The following is a 16,072-nucleotide window of genomic DNA, read 5'->3' on the forward strand; positions in this document are numbered from 1 at the left end:
CGCGCTATAAATATGTTATAAAGAATTGACCGAAACTACCCAAAATACTATTACCTATTTTTCTGACAGCGACGTTAGCGGGATTGCTTTACCGGAGCGTTTTACGTTTCCGTTTTTTTATGAACCGCATCCGCTGACCCAGATTGCGGCGGCAGAATTACAAGACTATTTGGAAACCCAAACAGAGCTTGATCATAATTTTGGGCTTATAGAAAACCAACCCGGACTTGTTATAGGTAAAATGTTTGGCGTTTTAGTGATTCAGGATACTGAAGGGAAATTAGGGTATTTATCGGCGTTTTCCGGCAAGCTGGCCGATAGCAATACGCATTCCCGATTTGTACCTCCGGTTTTTGATATGCTTTTAGAGGATAGCTTTTTCCTTAAAGAACAGTACATACTTAACAGCATTAACGACAGGGTTAAAGAAATAGAGTCTGACTCAACCTATCAAAGCCTAAAACGCGAACTAAAACAATTTATAGCGCAGTCGGATGCTGAGATAGCGGCTTTAAAAGCACAGCTAAAAAGCAATAAGCAAATACGTAAGGAAGCGAGAAATGCACAAAAAAGCATCTTAACGCCGGAGGATTACGCTTTTTTTGAAGCCTATTTAGTACGCAACAGCCTGCACGACAAGCACCAGTTTAATATGCTTACACAAAACTGGCAGCAACGTTTAGATACAATTAAGCAGGAACTGGCGCATTTTGATACGATTTTAGAAGCACTAAAAACGGAACGTAAAGAAAAATCAGGGGCATTGCAGCAGCAGCTTTTTGAGCAATATGCTTTTCTTAATAAAGATAGACGAACAAAAAGCCTCCATGCCATATTTAGCGATACTGTTTTTGGCAAACCGCCAGCCGCTGCCGGCGAATGTGCCACACCCAAGCTGTTGCAATACGCTTTTTTGCACGGATATAAGCCACTTGCCATGGCAGAATTTTGGTGGGGAGCTCCGCCAAAATCGGAAATACGGAAACATAAGCAGTTTTACCCCGCCTGTACAGGCAAATGCAAGCCCATACTAGCACACATGCTGGAAGGGATGGATATAGATGATAACCCGTTGCTGATTAACGCAGGAGAGGGCACAGAACTTAAAATTGTATATGAGGATGATAGTTTTGTAGTAGTTAACAAACCTGCCGAACTGCTTTCGGTACCCGGTATACAAATACAGGATTCGGTGTATACGCGCTTACAGGCCAGGTTTGGCACTATTGAGCCGCTTATTATCCACAGGCTGGATATGGCAACATCAGGGCTTTTAGTGGTAGCCAAAACAAAAGAGGCCCATAAAGACATACAAAAACAGTTTTTAAAACGTACCGTTACCAAACGCTACACCGCGGTGCTTTCTAAAATTATTGAGGATAATGAGGGCGAGATATCACTCCCATTGCGTGGCGACTTAGATAACCGGCCAAGGCAACTGGTTTGCTTTGAGTTTGGGAAAAAAGCAATTACAAAATGGAAAGCCGTAGCGCGCACAGCTACCACTACTAAAGTACATTTTTGGCCGCTAACCGGCCGTACGCACCAGTTACGCATGCACGCAGCACACGAACACGGCCTTAATGCACCAATTGTGGGCGACGACCTTTACGGGACAGCATCAAACAGATTGTACCTTCATGCGGCTTACCTGGAGTTTATACATCCCGTAACTAAACAAATAATGGTTTTTGAAGAAATGGAGGAGTTTTAATCCCGCAGTACAATGACCATAGAAAAAGCCAACAGCAACGATGATAAAATCTTAACGGAGATAACCCTTAAGTCTAAAGCGTATTGGGGCTATAGCGATGAGCAAATTGTTGCATGGCATGAATTGCTTACCATTACTAAAAGCTATATTGAAACCAGACCAGTCTATAAATTAGTTATAAATGATATCATTGCCGGGTATTATTCGTTCTTCACCGAAAACGAATATACAGTAAGGCTTGACAATCTTTTTATCCTGCCGGAATATATCGGCAAAGGCCTGGGCAGGTTTTTAATGGATGATTTTATATTACGTATTGCAGGTACAGGCGTTAAAAAAGTAATTCTTGATGCCGACCCCAATGCTGAACTATTTTATGCCAAATTCGGTTTTGTAAAAATAGGCAAACTTAAAACATATATCAAAAACCGGTATTTACCTGTGATGGAGTTGGTGTTTTAATTACGAGAGTCTATCTATTTACCCTTGGTATTCTACTTATATGCTTGACACATGTCAAGATTATTTTCTGTCATATATCATCGTTCAGGGCATCATATAATTCTACTTTTACATTAGTAATCAGAACTAAGACAAAAGATTACTAAAAACAATACGTAACATAAAATTAGATATCATGAACGATCTTTCAAAAATTTTAGAGAACAGCCTGTTGCAAATATGGAATAACCGTAATGCTGAAGAACGGCTTAACATTATGAAAAATATCTACTCGCCCGAAATAGATTTTTTTGAAGACAATACAGGCGCGGCTATTACCGGCTATGATGCTATAAACGAACTTATAGAAAAATTACAAATAAACTGGCCGGCCGAGTTTGAGTTTAGCCTGCACAAAGCACAGGGTAACCATAATGTACATTATATTACCTGGTCTTTAGGAGCACCCGGGCAACCACCGGTAGCAAGCGGAATGGACATAGCGATTATTGAAAACGAAAAAATTAAATCGCTGTATCTTTATTTAGACAGTAGTAAATAAATGCCTGGAGTATTACTATAAAGAAACACCTTCAGCAAAAAACTGAAGGTGTTTTAAATTTTATGAGCGATAATAATTTACAGGAGTACTAGTGCGTTAACGGCCAAATTACCTCAGCGCCCGGCTTAATTGCTAACACTCCCTGTTCTAACGATAATTCTATAATTGCTGTTTTCCTGGGATCTACCTGTGTGGTTGAAAAATGCGTATGAAACACATAATATATAGCTCCTGCCCCATCATAAAAAATATCGCCATGCCCTGTGCCGGGAGCGTTAAGTAACTGTTGGGATATAAAAGGGCTACTGTTTTCTTTATTCCACGGGCCGGTAGGGCTGGCAGATGTTGCATAGCCCACAGCATAATTTTGGTTCCTGAAATCATTAGCCGAATATACCATATAGTACAGTTCGCCGCTTTTAAAAACCGTAGGCCCTTCGGTTACTGCCCAGTCAAGGTTTTCTGTATTTTCCCAGGGCTTGGTGGCGTGTATGCACTCTATAAGTGTTTCGGGCTTTATGGCACTAAGGTCGTCTTCCATCTCTGCTACAAAAATGCGGTTGCCCTGATCGAGCCGCACATGGTACAGGTATATCTTACCGTTATCAAAAAACACGTAGGGGTCTATCTGCTTCCCATCTGATGGGATAGGGTTACCTGCATTAGTAAATGGGCCAAGAGGGCTGCTGCTTTCTGCTATGGCAATATGCTCATTGGCTGTGTATGCCATATAAAACTTACTGTTATATTCAAATATTTGCGGTGCCCAAAAACCGGTATCGCCATAACCGTCGCCTTTTTTAAAGGCAAAACCATCATGCGCACCGGCAGGCCCGCTCCAGTTTTCTAAGTCGGTAGATGTGTATACTGTAAAACCATCACCTTGTACATTAGGATTGTTTTTTGTACCATACAGATAATACGTGCCGTTATGGCTGTATATGGTTGGGTCGGCCTGCATCGGGTTGATACGGCTTTCTGCAATTACCGATTCTTTACTATCATCAGATCCGCACATGATAAATAACGGACATATAAAAAGTAATAGCGCCAGTTTTGCAAACGGTGTTGTAAGTTTTAGCTTCATCTCTAAATAACTATTTCGTTTTCGCAAACTAGCTCATTTAAATCGGATTACTACTCGCCCATCCATTTCAAAATCTGTTCATAGCGTGTCAATCACACTAAATTAGGCTGCTATAAATAGATCTGTAGAAAAATAAGACACCGTGGGATCGTATCGAAAGCTGCCATTGGAAGAAGCCTGTTAAAGCTTCAATATCTTTTCAGCAACGTTCCTGCCGCTGGTTAAAGCAGCCTCAACGGTACCCATAGCAGGGCCATCGTACAAATATTCTCCTGCAAAATATAGTGTATCATTAACAGGCTGCTGCAAAAGCTTACGCGCCTGAGCGCTTGCCACCTTATCGTAAGCATAAGAGCCTCGGGTATACGGTTCGGCTGTCCAGTTGGCTACGTGCCATGCAACAAGTTTTTGTTTTAACGAATCTGGTGCGATTTTAAAGACATTGCTTAACGAGGTGAGTGCCTGTTGCAATACATCCTTAGGAAATGCATCTTTTACATGATAAGCCGGCGGCCCACCAAGCCATCCCGTAATTAGCGGGCTGTGTGCAGGCGCTTGTGTCCAAAACGTAGGGATTGCCTCATTAGTAAATAAGAACCCCATGGTAGAGAGGTTAGCGCCAAGTTGTTTGGTAACGGCATCGCTTTCCCAAAAAACAGTATCAAACTCTAATAGTATTTTAATGACAGCCCCAAACCCAATGTTATTTATAGCGTTTAGCTGCTCCTGCACCGGCGGATTAAACAGGATGGTTCCTTCGGCACCTTCAGCGGCCTGTAGCACGCCCAATGGCAGGGCTACAATTACTTTTGCGGCGTTGTAAGTACTTCCGTTCGTAGCACTTACAGTTATGTTGTTATTATGCCATTGCACATTGTTTACCACATTGTTTATAAGGATATCATTGCCGGCATCGCGGCACTTTTGGGCAAGATAATTTATCATGCGGCAATACCCTCCGGTAACACGGTGCTGGGCATCTTCATCTTCGTGGTTCCATTCGTTACGCAGGGCAAAGGCGCTTACATCATTGATATCGGCAGTATCATACCCGGCCACATAGTTTTGTACCTGGGTGCGCATCTTGGCATATTCGCTACCTGCAAAGTGCTCATCTAAAAAATCCTGCAGCGGCACATCATGCTGTAATTCATTCAGCGCTTTGAGCAAGGCATCCCAACCGTCAATAAACGCATTACTTTGTATAAACGATCCGTCTTTGTGCTGCCACATTTCAAAATCAACACCGGTAGTAGCAATGCCTGCCTCCTTTAAAAGGCTAAGAGTAACGGGTAAGTTGCCGTGAACAAATTCAGCGCCAAGTTCGGTAGGTTGGGTAAACACATCATTATTAAGTGTAAGTATGCGGCCACCCAAGCGGTTGCGTGCCTCCAGCACTGTAACTGTTTTACCTGCCTTAATTAGGGCATAGGCAGCCATTAATCCGGCGGCACCGGCACCTATTATAATAACGTCTGTCTGTTTCATTTATTTATTGTAAATGAAAGCAAGATAGGAATTTTGATGAAGCTATTGCATGACCCAAATTTTCAATCGTGGATAAATCAATTTCACGCATCACAATTGCAAATCTCAGAGTCCGAAAGTGAAATATTAAGGCATTTTGTACCTTAAAATAGCTAAATTATGCACGTGAATAAAAACGATATTTACTTCGTTAATAATTCCGGATGATTCTTATAGGTATCCCAAAGCAGTTCGCCAAACAGTGTGTTAGACCAGGCAAACCATGGCCTTGAAAAGTTTTTAGGATCATCTTTATGAAAAGATTCATGCATAAAGCCCGTGTTACCATGTGTTGCTTTAAGCATTGTAATACAGTCTTTTATCTCCTGTTTATTGGTGCTTGTTAATGCTCTCATAGTGATTGACATAGGCCAGATCATATCCATACCCACGTGTGGGCCACCAATTCCCTCTGCAGCGGTTCCTTTAAAGAAGAAAGGATTTTCTTTAGACCACACGAAATTACGCGTATTTTGGTAAATGGGATCTTTGCTATCTATAGCATCTAAATAAGGTAACGACAACAAACTGGGCACATTAGCGTCGTCCATCAGGAGATGGTTGCCAAAACCGTCGATCTCAAAGGCGTAAATTTTCCCATGTTTTGGATGGTTTACAACGGCATGATCTTTAAGGGCCTGGCTTACTTCTGTGCTCAGTTCCTTTAATTCAGCAACCAATTTAGCATCTTTGCTAATCTCACGAATCATTTCCGAGGCCTGCTTTAAGCTTACCACCGCAAAAAAGTTAGACGGTACTAAAAATGAAAATACTGTGGCATCATCACTTGGCCTAAAGGCAGAGCAGATTAGCCCTACAGGGTTTACAGGATAGCCGTAACCTTCTAAAGCCCTTGTATCTGTAGCTTTTGCAGTTTCACGCTGAAAATGGTAAGGGCCTTTACTTGTTTTTTGTTGCTGCTCTTTAAACACTTTTAATATTGCCTCTATCGATTTTTTCCATTCGGCATCAAAAGGGGCGGTATCACCGGTGGTCTTCCAGTAGTTATACGCCAGCCTTATGGGATAGCATAGGGAGTCGATTTCATACTTACGTTCGTGAACTCCGGGTTTCATATCGGTTAAATCGGTTGTCCACTCCCCTTTTTTATCAGCATCGTTATAAAACGCATTCGCATAGGGATCTTTTAAAATGTATTGTGTTTGCCTGTTTATTACACCGGCAATGAGGTCTTTAAGTTGTTTATCTTTTGCTACAAAAGCCATATAAGGCCAAACCTGGGCAGAACTGTCGCGCAGCCACATGGCATCAATATCGCCGGTAATAACATAGGTATCGGGCCTGCTGTTTTTCATCGAAAAGGTTACTGTGGTATCTAAGGTATTGGGGAAACAATTGTTAAACAGCCATGCAAGTTCCTGGTCTTTTACATTTTTAGTAAATTCAGCTATAGCTTTTTCAACACTTTCACTCTGAAAATTCCTGTTAGCTTTTAATGTCCTTACAATGGGAAACCCCTCAATAGTAGAGGTACCCGCAAATAAATCAGACGGGTTAATTAACGTTAAGCCGCCAAACATGGCCGAATTTCTTATAAATGTTCTTCTTTGCATCGTTCTGTATTTAAAATAAAAATCAGTCTTATAACTATTCGTTTGAAAGTGAGTAAGGAAGGTCTTCTTTATCTGTCCCTCTTCTCTTATTGGGAGAATCGTTCATTTCAAAATCAATGGTTGCCCCTTTTAGCAATTCTGAATGGCTCAACCAGTTTTTTGTATAGTTTTCGCCGTTAACTTTCATCGATTTTACGTATCTGTTTCTATCGCTGTTGTCATCAGCTTTAATAATGATCTCTTTCCCGTTCTGTAGCTTAAGCGCAATATTTTTAAAGAGTGGTGCGCCTAAAACATACTGGTCGCTTGCCGGGGTTACAGGATAAAACCCAAGTGCAGAGAAAACATACCAGGCAGAAGTTTGCCCGTTATCTTCGTCGCCACAATAACCATCGGGTGTTGGCTTGTACATCCTGTTCATTGTCTCCCTTACCCAATACTGGGTTTTCCATGGCTCGCCGGCATAATTGTAAAGATAGATCATGTGCTGTATAGGCTGGTTACCATGTGCATATTGTCCCATATTTGCAATTTGCATTTCCCTGATTTCGTGTATTATGCCACCATAATAGCTTGCATCATAAATTGGGGAAAGTGAAAATACATTATCTAACTGATTTACAAAAACCTTTTTGCCGCCCATCAGGTCTATCAAACCCTGCACGTCATGAAAAACCGACCATGAATAGTGCCAGCTGTTACCCTCGGTAAACGCATCGCCCCATTTAAAAGGGCTAAACGGTGCCTGAAATTCTCCGTTACTATTTTTACCCCTCATTAAATTATTTTGCGAGTCGAACAAATTCTTATAATTAAGGCTTCGCTTTTTATATATATCTGTTTCTGTTTTTGGCTTGTTAAGTGCTAAACCTAACTTGTAAATGGCAAAATCATCGTAGGCATATTCAAGCGTTCTTGCTGCATTTTCATTAATGCCTGCGTCATACGGCACATATCCCAGGGTATTATAATAGTTTACCCCTAAACGCCCCACTGCTCTTAAAGGTCCTGCGTTATTGGCGCCGTGCACTAAAGCCTGGTAAAGATTCTCGATATTTGGATTTACTTTATCTTCACTCTTTAAATAGGCTTCTGCCACCACCGATGCAGAGTTGTTCCCTACCATAATATCCCTTAAGCCCGGGCTTGCCCACTCCGGTAGCCATCCGCTTTCATTGTAAGCATTAGATAAACCTTCCTGTATTTGCTTATTAACCTCCGGGTACATTAAATTAAGAAAAGGAAATAAAGCCCTAAAGGTGTCCCAAAAGCCGGTGTCGGTATACATATAGCCCGGTAAGACCTGACCGTTGTACGGACTGTAATGCACAACTTTTCCTTTGGCATCAAACTCATGAAATTTCCTTGGGAACAGTAGCGACCTGTAAAGGCCTGAATAAAAATTGGTTATTTGAGCCGAAGTTCCGCCACCTACTTTAATACGGCTCAACTCAGTATTCCAAACATCCCTGCCCTTTTCTTTTATCTCATCAAAATCATCCCGGCCAATTTCTTCCTTAAGGTTTCTTTCTGCCTGTTCGTAGCTGATAAATGAAGAAGCTACTTTTGCATTAACCTTTTCTCCTTTTGATGTTTTAAACCCAATGACCGCGCCCGAGTGAAATGCCTGGGTTTCTAAACTATCTAACAATATGTCGCCGTTAAACGTTTTATTTACAGTGAATTTCTTATCAAAAACAATCACGAAATAATTTTTGAAATTCTCCGGCACGCCACCACTGTTTTTAGTGGTGTAGCCTATAATTTTATTTTCTTTCGGGATTATTTTTACATAAGAGCCATTATCAAAAGCATCAATAATTATGTAAGCATCTTTTGTTTCAGGAAAAGTAAACCTAAATCGTGCCGCTCGCTCCGTTGGAGCAATTTCGGTAGTTACATCATGGTCGGCCAGGTAAACGCTGTAATAATACGGCGTAACTGTTTCTGCCTTGTGCGAAAAAAAGCTTTCCCTCTCGTATTCCCTAAATTTTAAACTCCCCGTTACCGGCATGATAGAAAACTGTCCATAATCGTTCATCCATGGCGAAGGCTGGTGTGTTTGCTTAAATCCTTTAATTTTAGTGGCACTGTAGGTGTATGCCCACCCGTCTCCCATTTTACCGGTTTGGGGTGTCCAAAAGTTCATTCCCCACGGCATGGCAATTGCCGGATATGTATTACCGTTTGAGAGGCTATGATCAGAATCTGAACCTATTAACGGATTTACCCAATCTACAGGTGTTTCAACGTTGTTTATAATACCTTCCTGTGCGCGTACACACTGAAATAAAAAAAGAAATGCAATAGAATTGCTAACGATTTTTTTGATAGACATAGTTATAGTTTGCCAAATGATTTACAAAAGCAAACATACTAAAACGTTTTAGTATCAACAAAAATATTTATTACTTTTTTGCGATACCATAAAAAATGGTAAACTAAAATTTACATTACATTTTTTATAAAGGAAAAATTATTGAAATCTTGACGATATGGGGTAAATTAAAGAATTTAACTAAATCTTTTAAAAACCTATTTAACCTTTGCTCCAGAAGATTCCCGGATCTTTAATTCTGCTGAAAGTAAAATATTCTTAGTTGTTTCTTTTACATCCTTACGCTTTAATAAGGGCAATAAGAGTTTCATTAATTCAGTACTGATATCAAATAAAGGCTGGGCAACAGAGGTAATTGTTGGGTCGTAAATTTTAAAAAGTTCGTTATCATCAAAAGCGATAATGCCAAGATCATGAATAAGGTGCGGTGCATCTTCTTTAAACACCTCTAAGCCTGTTTGTGCAAGATAGTTGGTAGCAAAAAAAACGGAATCCAGACTTTTAGATTCTTTTAAAAAACTTCTTATATAGTCTTTAGACCTGCTATCGCTTGTTGCTATATACGGAATTTTAAGTACTTGGGCATTTAACCCGGATTTTGTCATGGCTTTTTGGTATCCGCCCAAGCGATCCTGCATTTGTGTCTGGTCAGAATCGGTTGTTATAAAGCCAATATTTTTAAACTTATTATTAATGAGGTGTGTTGTAGCGTTAAAGGTAGCTTCCTCATTATCTATAACTACGCTGTTGCAATCAAGATCGGCAAAATACCTGTCTAAAAGAACAACCGGAATGTTCTCATCTATCAGCTCTTTAATTGTAGATTTAATTCCAGGCGACGGGACAATAATAAATCCATCTACCTGCCTGTATTTAAATAAACTGATTAACTCTTCCGATTTTTTATCGTCGTTTTCGTTACTGCAAAAAATAACTTTGTATCCTTTTTCATAAGCTATATCCTCAATTATACGTGCCAGTTTTGAGAAGAAATTATTGGAAATATCCTCAACCATAAAAACCAATATGTTTGATTTACCGGTTCTTAAGCTTTGCGCTATTTGATTGGGTTTATAATTAACCTCTTTTGCATAATCTAAAACTTTCTGGGTTAGCTCTTTAGAAATATGTTTTTCTTTAGCCTTACCGTTTAACACAAAAGATACCGTAGTAACCGAAATATTAAGATTTGCAGCAATGGTCTTTATTGATACTGTCTTTTTTTTCATCCCTCAAAGATACGTTTTAAAAATATTACAAATTGCCCAATGGTGTATTGGGCAATTTGTTTTCAAATATAATTAAAGTAACTTATGGTTTATAATACTATATTGTCTCAATACTGTAATATTAAACTGTTAATATAGCACTCAAAGCGAAGGCAGGGCTTGTTTTATTTTTTGCCAAAAAACCTCATTATACACATAACTGGCTCCTATAATGCTTGCTTCTTCGGTGTTTTCTATAACATCTACAATAATATCGACTTCGTTTTCCTTAAAGTTTTCAAGGATTTTTGGCAGGAATAACGGATGGCATTTAGCAATATTGCCACCTAAAACTAACGAGGCGGCACTAAACCTGGATATGTGCGGCAACAGGAAACTGCTTAAATTGGCTGCAAATTCATTAAAAACATTTGCAGAATGTTCGTTTTTTATACCTGCAATCTCTTTAACGCCATCGTTTATCTTCTGTCCACTGTACTGTTCATAGGCATTTAAAAACCAGCGGGTAGAAAAATAATTATCAGCTATGCTCTCTTTAAAGGGCTTATCCCATAAACAGCCGTTTTCAGGCACATTATCATCTTTTGTTACCGGGACTATATCATTTAAAAAAGAGGCCCCAAAACCGGTTCCCAGTGTTATTGCAATAATTTTTTTGTTCCTGCCGCCATCTTTTTGCAATAAGGCACTACCGATACCGAAACAGGTTGCATCGTTTAAAAACTTAAAGGAAACATTTTGACTGTTCAGGTATTTACCTAACTCTTCCGGAACATTTACATTGTATAGCGATTCGTATTTATCGTTGCCCTCAAACATGGCAATTCCGGTTTCATACTCAAATGGGCCCGGCATAGAAAAAGCTATTCCTACTACTTCTGAAGTATTTAGCTTGCCAAGGGTCTGATTAATTATTTCAGCCCATCCTTTCAGGATTGTTTCTTTAGAAGCCTTGCTGTCAACAGGCCCTTTAAAGTATGTCCCTTCAATTATAGTTAGTGTATCCTCATTTACTGCGGCACTACTTATATGGCTTCCCCCTATATCGATTCCTACTATTGGCATTTTAATTCTTTATTTTATAATTTAATTCTTTTTGTTTTAGATACTCCGGAAAGGATTACTTTTTTGTTAAAGAAAACGGGCGGTCTAAAACCTCAGTCCCTCTTTTTTCATTGGGCGTGTTCTGCATTTCGAGCTTAAAGACACCACCATTTACTAAATCACTATACGTTAAAAAGTTGTGCGTGTAATTTTTCCCGTTAAGGGTAGCCGACTGGATGTAAACATTTTCTTTACTGTTGTTTTGAGCCTCTATTACAAACTTTTTCCCGTTCTCTAAATTAATCGTTGTCTTTTTAAAGACCGGGCTTCCTAATACATACTGGTCGGTTCCCGGGCAAACACTGTAAAAACCAAGGGCGCTTAAAACGTACCATGAAGACGTTTGTCCCTGGTCTTCATCTCCCGGATAACCATTTTCGGTAGAGTTGTATAATTTTTCCATTACATCACGAACGTGGTATTGCGCTTTCCAGGGCTGTCCGGCATAATCATATAAATATATCATGTGCTGTATGGGCTGATTGCCATGCGCATACTGGCCCATGTTGCCCACTTCCATTTCTGTCATTTCATGAATCTTACCTCCATAAGTACCCACATTAACGGTATTGGGGCTGGAGAAAATCGCATCCAATTTTTTATTAAAATTATCTTCGCCCCCCATTAGACCGATTAAACCCTGAGGGTCGTGAAAAACCGACCACAAATAATGCCACGCATTTCCCTCGGTAAAAGGCCCACCCCATTCATAGGGGTCAAAATTTTGTTTCCACTGCCCGTTTACATTTTTGCCTTGCATAAAGCCGTCTTTAGCATTATATACATTTTTGTAATTATACATCTGCCTTGAAAACACATCCTGGTAAAACTGGTTGCCGGTCATTTTTGCAAGTTCGTAACCACAAAAATCGTCGTAGGCATACTCTAAAGTTTTGGCGGTAGCCTCGCCATATTCAGGATACGGAACATAACCTAATGTATAGTATTCTTTCCAGCCATGCCTACCGTTAGATGGGCCTTGCGGACCTTTATTTGTAGCCTCATGATAGTAAGCCTTTAAGGCTTTTTCAGAATCAAATGTCCTGAAACCTTTTGCCCAGGCGTCGGTTAAAAGTGAGATTCCGTGATTGCCTATCATACTACCAGCTTCGGCAGGGAAAGACCATGATGGCAGCCAGCCAAACTGGTCGTACGCATCTACCAGAGCGCCCACATAACGACCATGCATTTGAGGTGATAATAGCGCATTTAAAGGAAATTGAGCCCTGAACGTATCCCAAAAACCGGTATCGGTATACATGTACCCATCGTGTACTTTTACATCATAAGGACTAAAATAAATGGGGCTTCCATCTGCTTTTTCTTCGTAAAATTTCCTCGAAAAAAGGCTTGCCCTGAACAAACACGAATAAAATGTTCGCATTTGTTCTTCGGTACCGCCTTCTACAACAACTTTTCCTAATTGTTTGTTCCATACTTTGCGGGCGGCCTCCTTAGTATCTTCCAGTTTTTTAAATTTACCCAGTTCCCTGTCTAAATTTAGCTGTGCCTGCTCATAGCTAATGTATGATGAAGCTATCTTAGCCTGAACGGTTACTCCCTCTTTAAACTGAAGGTACGCACCTACTCCGCGGCCTTCGGCGGTTAACTTATTATCCCATTTTTCGCCGGTTTTATTTTCCCAGGTTCCCTGGGTTTTAAAAGGCTTATCAAACTGGATTATAAAGTAATTCTTCAATTCTTTAACCTGGTCAAAACCTTTCCCGTTTTGAACATAGCCGGTAATCCTCTGTTTCTTAACATCAATTGTTACGCCGCTCATTCCTGTATATCCATCTAATACAACATAAGATGGCTGATTTTTAGGGAATGAAAAACGCATGTGAACGCCTCTTTCCGTGGGAGACATTTCGGTTGTTATCTTATTTTCAAATTGTACTTTGTAGTAATGGGGTTTTGCAATTTCGTTAGCATGGCTAAACTTTGCTGCCCTTTTTTGTTCGTTAAGTTCTAACGCTCCGGTAACGGGCATTAGCGAAAAAACGGCATAGTCATTAGACCACGAGCTACACTGGTGCGCCTGCTGAAACCCCCGTATGGTTTCTTTAAAATATTGATATTTCCAGCCATCGCCATTGTTGCCGGTTTGGGGCGACCATGTATTCATGCCAAAAGGCAACGCCGTTGTAGGGTAGGTATTTCCTTTAGTTAACTCATGTTTAGAATTTGTGCCCTGCAACGTATTCACATACTGAACCAGGTCTAAATTGCCGCCTGGTACTTGTGCATGGCTAAAAAAATGTATTAAAATAAAAAGTGACAGATATTTATACTTCATAATTGTTATCTTATTGTTTGCTTACCATTTGATATGTACCTGGATGCCATCGCTGTTGTTTTCAAATTGCAGCAGGCAGGTTTTACTCCCTTCATCCCAAGTTGTTTTAAAATCTTTTAGAGGTTGGTTGGCAGCATCTTTCAGGATTATTTCTACAGGTTTTGATGGTAATAATATTCGCATCGCGTTCATAGTATTCGACGGGCTTTTGGTTAAAAAAGCGTAACTTTTTTTAGATACTTTCTCGTCATATACCCTTGAGGCTGCACACAAAACCTGAGGCTGTTTTTTGTTTTCAATCCTTTTCATATCAAAAAGGTAGGCCTGCTCTCCGGGGTTGACTATTTTTTCCTGTAACACCGGTAACTCAGGATCAAAAAGGTCTATTACCGGGCGTTTTATGTGTAGTGGTTCTGCATTTATACTCTCGTCTAAAACCGCAACAATGTCATAAGGGCCGCGTTCCAGGTAATAATAATTTTTGAATTGCAACGCTTCTTTGGGCACTGTGTTTTGATATGCATTTTTAACTATTTCAAGAAAATTTTTATCGCCACCTTTTTGCATTACCAGTTCTTTAGGGTTTTCCCTAACAATGAATACTTTGCCCTTACCAAAACTATAATTTGTTTGGGAAGCAGTTGCTTTTATGTTCATCAGCTCAAAAAGATGTTCAGACGGTGCGTTGTAATTATTGCCATCTTTATTCCACCACTCAGTTACTTTTTGAAAAGGATCATCGTCCCTGCCGTAGTAAATAAGCATCCCGCCATCTTTAACCCATTTGGCTAAGACCTCGTGATTTTGAGCCGAAAGCGGTTTCATGTTTGAATACGACATGATCAGGACCTTGGTATCTTTTAAACCCGACTTTAAGCCTATATTTTCCATGTGGACAGTACCAACAGGAATACCTCTTTTTAATAATGGCAATGCCATTCCGTAAAAATTAGAAAGCGACGGATCCTGATAGCCTTCATGGATAGGAAAACGCTGAAACATGATAGAATTGGCCAATAAAACATTGATGCCCTTTGTACCATTAATTTCATTTTTTGAAAGCGGCATGCTGTTTAACGAATTAACCATTACCTGCATTTGTGTGCCGTATGCTTTAGAAAGCGGTTGCTTTTCCTGGCCTTCCTCCATCTTATATTTACCAAGGTAAATGCGTGGCGGCCATGGCATAACCTCATAGTTAGCAACCGTAGGATACAACAGCTGCGCCGTAAAAGTAGCCTGGTAATTTTTCTTGTAATCGGCCCATGTCTGGTTCCGGTCTTCTATCGGGTCGGTAAGGAAAAACATTTCCCTGCCCGTAGGCGCCGTCATAGAAACCATCGACCCGTATTCTAAAAACGCATTTTCAAAAGTCCTTTCTTTAAATTCTCCGTTAAAGTAAATACGCTCTCTCGACGTTCCCGTCCACACCTGCGCAATATAACCATCCATATGTGGGAGCTGGGCTAAACTGGCTTCGGGGCTAACAATTTCCCATGAGGCATAGTTAATCAGGGAATGTGTGGGCACGTAGCATTTTACTTTCTTATTTACACTTTTGCTGTACGTATGCACATATTCAAAAACGCTTTTTAAAGCATTGTAATACAGGCCATATTTTAGTTTTGAAGACAAATACGTTGCTTCCGGCGACTCGTGCTGTGCCTGCCACGGAGCGCCATAAAATTTTTGCCATTCATCTTTAAAGGCATCGCTGTAACCGGCGCGGGCCCAAAATTCCGGTTCTTCAAGGTAAATTGCGGTAACACCGGCATCTATAGCTTCTTTAACCAGCGTTTTTATATAGGCAATATAGCCGGCAGTAGGCACTGTGTAAGGAACATCCTCCCCATGCCATATTATCTCGCCGTTTTTCATTTTCTGGCCTTCATCAAAGTGCTCTTTACCGTCGTATTTACCTTTAAAATACTCTTTGTACTGCCCCCATGCAATACCTGTCATAAACTGTATGGTATAGCCCTTATCTTTCCAGCTTTTTGCCCTTTCTTTAAAGTTCCCGCCGGCATCGTTAATGCCGTAAACTATAGCAGCATCTGCCCGTACATCATAAGCCGGACTCCAGCTATCTGCAACCTGAAAGACCGTTTTAGGCTCTTTTTGTTGTGCAAAAGCAGCAACAGGTAAGGTAAAAAGTGAGGCGAGAAGGCATTTTTTTAAATAGCTTTTCATACTTCCT

At 40.3% G+C, this 16,072-nt stretch carries 11 protein-coding genes; 3 read left to right on the plus strand and 8 right to left on the minus strand.

Going from position 1 to position 16,072, the window contains the following annotated elements; genetic code table 11:
- The first annotated feature begins 25 nt into the window (after nt 1-25).
- The 3 genes from FMM05_RS08475 (at nt 26) to FMM05_RS08485 (ending at nt 2,717) form a co-directional block, all read left to right on the plus strand.
- Entirely contained in the window at nt 26-1,714 is a 1,689-nt protein-coding gene (locus FMM05_RS08475; RefSeq protein WP_143372909.1) for an RluA family pseudouridine synthase, read from the plus strand.
- Between the two features lie 12 nt (nt 1,715-1,726).
- Nucleotides 1,727-2,176: a GNAT family N-acetyltransferase gene (locus FMM05_RS08480; protein WP_143372910.1), complete on the plus strand. Its 450-nt coding sequence runs from the start codon at nt 1,727-1,729 to the stop codon at nt 2,174-2,176.
- A gap of 175 nt (nt 2,177-2,351) precedes the next feature.
- Nucleotides 2,352-2,717: a nuclear transport factor 2-like protein gene (locus FMM05_RS08485; RefSeq protein WP_143372911.1), complete on the plus strand. Its 366-nt coding sequence runs from the start codon at nt 2,352-2,354 to the stop codon at nt 2,715-2,717.
- 88 nt (nt 2,718-2,805) lie between these two features.
- Here the strand turns inward: FMM05_RS08485 and FMM05_RS08490 are convergent, their stop codons facing one another.
- The 8 genes from FMM05_RS08490 to FMM05_RS08525 all read right to left on the minus strand — a co-directional run bounded on the left by FMM05_RS08490 (nt 2,806) and on the right by FMM05_RS08525 (nt 16,065).
- Nucleotides 2,806-3,804: a glycoside hydrolase family 43 protein gene (locus tag FMM05_RS08490; RefSeq protein WP_394345148.1), complete on the minus strand. Its 999-nt coding sequence runs from the start codon at nt 3,802-3,804 to the stop codon at nt 2,806-2,808.
- A 180-nt stretch (nt 3,805-3,984) separates the two neighbouring features.
- On the minus strand, nt 3,985-5,292 hold the full coding sequence (locus FMM05_RS08495) for a flavin monoamine oxidase family protein (RefSeq protein ID WP_143372912.1): 1,308 nt from the start codon (nt 5,290-5,292) through the stop codon (nt 3,985-3,987).
- Nucleotides 5,293-5,474: 182 nt separating this feature from the next.
- Complete coding sequence (locus tag FMM05_RS08500) at nt 5,475-6,905, minus strand: glycoside hydrolase family 125 protein (RefSeq protein ID WP_143372913.1); 1,431 nt, start codon at nt 6,903-6,905, stop codon at nt 5,475-5,477.
- A gap of 34 nt (nt 6,906-6,939) precedes the next feature.
- Nucleotides 6,940-9,243, minus strand: coding sequence for a GH92 family glycosyl hydrolase (locus FMM05_RS08505; RefSeq protein WP_143372914.1), 2,304 nt, complete (start codon nt 9,241-9,243; stop codon nt 6,940-6,942).
- A gap of 197 nt (nt 9,244-9,440) precedes the next feature.
- Entirely contained in the window at nt 9,441-10,472 is a 1,032-nt protein-coding gene (locus tag FMM05_RS08510; RefSeq protein ID WP_143372915.1) for a LacI family DNA-binding transcriptional regulator, read from the minus strand.
- Nucleotides 10,473-10,613: 141 nt separating this feature from the next.
- Nucleotides 10,614-11,537 carry an ROK family protein gene (locus FMM05_RS08515; protein WP_143372916.1) on the minus strand — a complete coding sequence of 308 codons (924 nt, stop codon included), beginning with the start codon at nt 11,535-11,537 and terminating at the stop codon, nt 10,614-10,616.
- Between the two features lie 55 nt (nt 11,538-11,592).
- On the minus strand, nt 11,593-13,875 hold the full coding sequence (locus FMM05_RS08520) for a GH92 family glycosyl hydrolase (protein ID WP_143372917.1): 2,283 nt from the start codon (nt 13,873-13,875) through the stop codon (nt 11,593-11,595).
- 21 nt (nt 13,876-13,896) lie between these two features.
- Nucleotides 13,897-16,065, minus strand: a complete 2,169-nt coding sequence (locus FMM05_RS08525) for a hypothetical protein (RefSeq protein ID WP_143372918.1) — start codon at nt 16,063-16,065, stop codon at nt 13,897-13,899.
- Between the last annotated feature and the right edge of the window lie 7 nt (nt 16,066-16,072).

The organism is Flavobacterium zepuense, assembly GCF_007097145.1.
Taxonomy (GTDB): Bacteria; Bacteroidota; Bacteroidia; order Flavobacteriales; family Flavobacteriaceae; genus Flavobacterium; species Flavobacterium zepuense.